The sequence below is a fragment of the Fulvivirga kasyanovii genome (assembly GCF_009711405.1).
GTDB lineage: Bacteria > Bacteroidota > Bacteroidia > Cytophagales > Cyclobacteriaceae > Fulvivirga > Fulvivirga kasyanovii.
The window spans coordinates 1-5,029 of the sequence record NZ_SMLW01000406.1 but is presented as its reverse complement, the minus strand read 5'-3'; the positions used below and the strand labels follow the sequence as shown (position 1 = coordinate 5,029).

Sequence of the window (5,029 nt, the reverse complement as noted above, 5' to 3'; positions counted from 1 at the left end):
AAGTTTAGTAAAGCCGCTGTTTAGTTCTGTAGGCAGTACTTCTTCCCGGAGCTTATCTCTCCCCCATGGTATTATTAATTTAAGGTTTTGCTTTGATGTTGGTTCAACCCAAGGCAAGCAATGTTATAATGGTCGATGTTTAGTAAAATAAGCATTCAATTTAAGTTACTTAAAATCAGCACGTTGAGCTATATACCTCATAAGCAAGTACAAAGGACCTAACTAGTTCAAAGCAAATGGGAAGCACAAAGCAATCAACCTCACATCCTGTTTAAAATAATTACCTAAAACCACTCATTGATCAATAACTTTACTGATATTAGACTGTTAGCTTTTAGCATTAAAACCTTGTCTCTCATTTGTGAACAAAGCCAAAAACAAAAAGTACACCGAAGGGAAAATCCTCAACTCTCTTACCACACTTGCTCTACCTATAATTCTGGCCAACATTCTTCACACAGCATACCAGCTTATTGATACCTTTTGGCTTGGCCGTTTGGGAGCCAATGCCGTAGCTGCAGTCAGCCTCAGCTTTCCAATCTTGTTCCTGGTACTGTCATTGGGTGCGGGACTAACCCTTGCCGGTACCGTGATCGTTTCGCATCATAAGGGCGCAGAAGACCAGCGGCAAGTCAATTATAGCTCTTCCCAAACCGTGCTGGTGATCTTTTTTATTTCCATTTTACTGGCTATTCTCGGGTATTTCTCTGCCCCTCCACTCATGAAGCTTGTAGGTGCCGGCCCGGAGATCCTCGCCGATTCTATCTCTTACTTCCAGGTTTCCTCTCTTGGCTTTGTATTTCTTTTCATGTTTTTCGTATTTCAGTCGCTCATGCGGGGAATCGGAAATGTTGTGCTTCCCATGTATATGATCCTTGTCACGGTGTTTCTAAACCTCATACTAGACCCATTGTTCATTTTTGGGTACGGCCCTATCCCTGCCTATGGTGTTGCAGGCGCAGCGGTAGCCAGCATTATCACCCAGGGACTGTCTGCCGCCACGGGTATTTTCATTCTTTGGCGTGGTAAGAAGGGTATCAAAATCAACTGGCCGGATATGAAATTTGACCTATCATGGACTAAAAAGCTCTTCGCCATGGGCATCCCCGCCAGCCTGGAGCAGTCTTCCCGGGCAGCGGGTATGACGGTGATGGTCATGCTGGTGACCAGCTTTGGCAGCGATGTGGTGGCAGCATACGGTATCGGTGCTAGGATATTGAGCCTGGTGATCGTCCCCGCCCTTGGGCTGGCCATAGCCACCACCACCCTTGTAGGGCAGAATATAGGTGCTTCAAAAATAAAAAGAGCAGAAAAAATCAGCGACCTCAGCAGCAAAGTAGCATTCTTCGGGCTTACCGGTATCGGAATGTTGTTGTTTGTATTTGCGGAGAATCTTACCGCATTTTTCGTACCTAATGATCCGAAAGTTATAAAAGACGGCGCACTATTTATTAAAGTAATGGCTCCAAGCTTTGGCCTTTTAGGTGTACAGCAAGTGCTGAACGGCACATTCAATGGCGTAGGTTTTACGCAGGCCTCCATGCTCATCTCCATATTCAGCCTGTGGATCATACGCTTTCCCCTGGCTTTTGTACTTTCCTATAAAACCGGGCTTGAATTTGAAGGTATCTGGTGGTCTTTTCCCATATCCAACCTTATTGCAGCGGCAGTGGCGTTTATTTACTATAAAATGGGTTACTGGAAAGTGAGAACAATCAGGAACCGACACCAAAGAACCATTGGTTAATTATCAGTTTATCAGTTCAATTATGATAAATTTATGACAGCCTTTCCGTCAAATGTACCTCCACGCTATCCCCGGCCTCCTTACCGATCAGCTTTCTTAACCCTGACTTTACGGGCAGCTTGTGCGTACCATCACCCAAAGCCATAAATGAACTTTCAAACGGGTGCCCATCCATTGTCCCCCTTACTTTTACCAGGCCTTTTGTGCCAAAAAACGTAGCGGAATCGGGCATTTTTACATACGTCCAGGCACCTTTATTTTCTCCTTTCTGCAATATGGCAGCAAATTGTTTATCAAGTAGAGCCATGATATTCAATGTTTAATTGTTGAACCTTGGTATTATTGGTGTGATCAATTGATCATAATATAAAGGTACAACCCTATAATCAGCCACATCAAGTGCTATTCCGGCAATCTGGCGGGCGGATTGCGACAAGGCTGTCAATAAACGAGGGGTTCCGGGTACTTTTAAACGCTAAGAAAGGTCAGTTTTTAGCTGTAACGTTCGTCCAGGCTAAAGTTTTCAGGATATTTCCCATGCTTATCACGGTAAAAATCCATGATTATGGCCATATCCTTTTCTATATCACCAGATGGCATAAAGCATGTGCCTACTCCTGTTACCCTGGTCTTGTAATCCATAAAAGCCAGGCAAACAGGCACTTTAGCTTCCAAAGCAGCATAATAGAAGCCTGTCTTCCATAGTGGCGCCCTTGAGCGGGTACCTTCTACAGTCACCAGAAGGGAAAGTGGTTCTTTTGCTTCTTTGAACAACTCGGCCATCACCTGTGTCATGCTTTTTTTAACCGTTTTGTCGGTCTTTGGGGTACGGTCAATCCATAATGCTCCCAGGTTTTCTATCATTCTGCCAAACGGGAATTTATTAAACTCCTTTTTAATCGTAAACCGGGGATTAACCCCCAACTGATCCAGGGCACTGATGGCGTACACAAAATCCCAGTTGCTGGTATGTGGGGCCGCCACCATAATACAGTTATAGGCCTCGGGAGGAGTAGGTCGGTACAATTTCCATCCACGGATCCTAAACAATATTTTAAAAACCGATTTAAGCATGGTGCTAAACTAAATCAAACTTCTTCAGCTTCTTATCTTTTTCATGACAATTTTATGTTTTCTACCTCCAAAGGATTATTCAAGCCCCGGAGCATGTACAGCTTTGTCTGGTTCATTTCAGCCGTATAGCTTATCTTGCACTAAATTTAGCATGCCAGTAATTTGATTTTATGGACGATAAGTCGGCAAATACCGATGAACAATTGAAGCAACAGCTTTACCGGATCGCCCCCGAGGCATTTCGTGATGGGAAAATAGATTGGGAAAAACTAAGGGCCACATTCGGAGAAAAAATAAACAGCAACAATGAACGGTACGCACTCAACTGGGCTGGCAAAGGAGCAGCCATAGCCAGCATCCATGAACCAGCGGTTAAGACATTGGTTCCCACAGTGGCCGACTCCATTAATTTTGGGTCTTGCAACAATATGTTTATTGAAGGGGAAAACCTCGAGGTGTTGAAGTTGCTTCGCAAAAGCCATGCTGAAAAGGTGAAGATGATCTACATTGATCCGCCTTACAACACCGGCAAAGGCTCTTTTATTTACAAAGACAGGTTCCATGAATCCAAAAAGGAGTACCTGCAGCGAACTGCATCAGGCAATAATGAAAGTGGGCCTGCACAACAACATGTTAACGGAAGTGAGAATGGTCATTACCACTCCAACTGGCTGAACATGATCTACCCCAGGCTCTACCTGGGCAGGGATTTATTAAAAAGTGACGGTGTCATGCTCATCCATATCGATGAAAATGAGGTTAACAACCTGGAACTGGTTTGCAATGAGATATTTGGCGAGGATAATAAACTTGGCACCATCATCTGGGACAAAGGCAACCCTAAGGGAGATGCCAAAAGCATTGCCTGTCAGCATGAGTATATTGTGGTTTATGCCAAAAGCAAAAATGATTTTGTAAGCAAAAACAAGCTCAAAAGACCTAAGAAAAACGCCAAAAGGATACTCAACAAAGCTGCCGCATTATATAATAAGCTTGGAAAGACCGGAGTACCTGCCGACCTCAAAACCGTGGTGAAAAAATATGGTATGCCCGAAACGCTGCTGCATGACTACAAGCGAAAGGTCACTCTGGAAGACATTAATAAAGATTTTTACCAGTGGATGCAGTCGCAAAAGACTTTCAGCGGTGGCGAAAAAGCTTACAACAAGATCGATGGGCAGGGAAATGTGTACCGGACCGTATCCATGGCGTGGCCCAACAAGCAAAAAGCACCAGACGAATACTTCACTCCACTGGTACACCCCATCACGAAAAAGAAATGCCCCATACCTGCAAGAGGTTGGCGTTACCCTGAAAACACCATGAAAAAGCTGCTGGATGATAACCTGGTAATCTTCGGCCCCGACCACAAAAAGCAGCCTGAGAGAAAGTACCTGCTCACGGAAAATATGTATGAAAATGTACCTTCCATACTACTCTTCGGTGGCAGTGATGATAAGTACCTTGGCGAACTGGGCATCCCCTTTGAAAACCCCAAGCCTTACGAGCTGGCCAAGGAACTCATCTCATATTTCACCTCCACCGATGATATCATCATGGACTTCTTTGCCGGCTCCGGCACCACGGCCCATGCAGTACTGGACCTAAACGCCTCCTCTCCTGCCAGACTGTTCATCTGCGTACAACTACCTGAAGCGATCAAAAAGAAAACAGCAGAATTTGACCATATTGCGAGTCTGTCTCTGGCAAGGATCAGGAAATCATATCAAAGGATACTGGAAGGACTTCCTGATAAGGAAAAAGAAGAATTTAAAGCACAACAAGGTGTAAAAGTTTTTAAATTGCATGATGGATGGTAAGTAGGATTACTCTTTGAGAGGGCAATGAACTAATAAGGTAGAGCTTTTAAGGTAAAAATACCCAAGGTTGGGTATTGATATAATCATTTGACAGAATTAGCTTTCAGCTTTTAGGACTGTAAGTATAGTTATGGCTATGCACCATAAGGTGGGGTGCAGCAGATTGTTAGGCTAATTAAAAAACGTCAGAGTATGATTGCAATATCACCAACAGATCTGGACTGGTTTGAATTTCTAAGAGAATCTGGATTTAACAATGAAATAAACTTTTGGACTCCTACTCCGTGGAATATCACAGGATTAGGGGCAGGTGATAAATTATATTTTATGCTTAAATCACCGATTAGAAAAATAGGTGGATTTGGTGAATTTAAGGAATATGTAAATC

General features: G+C 43.7%; 5 protein-coding genes. 3 read left to right on the top strand and 2 right to left on the bottom strand.

All coding sequences use genetic code 11. The annotated features are described in order from the left end of the window. The first annotated feature begins 361 nt into the window (after positions 1–361). Positions 362–1,747, top strand: a complete 1,386-nt coding sequence (locus E1163_RS05525) for an MATE family efflux transporter (protein ID WP_343033756.1) — start codon at positions 362–364, stop codon at positions 1,745–1,747. Positions 1,748–1,778: 31 nt separating this feature from the next. On the opposite strand, the gene E1163_RS05520 is transcribed toward E1163_RS05525, so the two are convergent. Together E1163_RS05520 and E1163_RS05515 are read right to left on the bottom strand one after the other, a co-directional pair. Further along, positions 1,779–2,054, bottom strand: a complete 276-nt coding sequence (locus E1163_RS05520; protein ID WP_155170329.1) for a DUF1905 domain-containing protein — start codon at positions 2,052–2,054, stop codon at positions 1,779–1,781. A gap of 185 nt (positions 2,055–2,239) precedes the next feature. Beyond that, on the bottom strand, positions 2,240–2,797 hold the full coding sequence (locus E1163_RS05515) for a 1-acyl-sn-glycerol-3-phosphate acyltransferase (RefSeq protein WP_221417942.1): 558 nt from the start codon (positions 2,795–2,797) through the stop codon (positions 2,240–2,242). Between the two features lie 194 nt (positions 2,798–2,991). On the opposite strand from E1163_RS05515, the gene E1163_RS05510 reads away from it, so the two are divergent. Beyond that, positions 2,992–4,641: a site-specific DNA-methyltransferase gene (locus E1163_RS05510; protein WP_155170325.1), complete on the top strand. Its 1,650-nt coding sequence runs from the start codon at positions 2,992–2,994 to the stop codon at positions 4,639–4,641. A 192-nt stretch (positions 4,642–4,833) separates the two neighbouring features. Continuing rightward, a partial coding sequence (locus tag E1163_RS05505) for a hypothetical protein (protein WP_221417941.1) occupies positions 4,834–5,029 on the top strand: 196 nt, incomplete at its 3' end.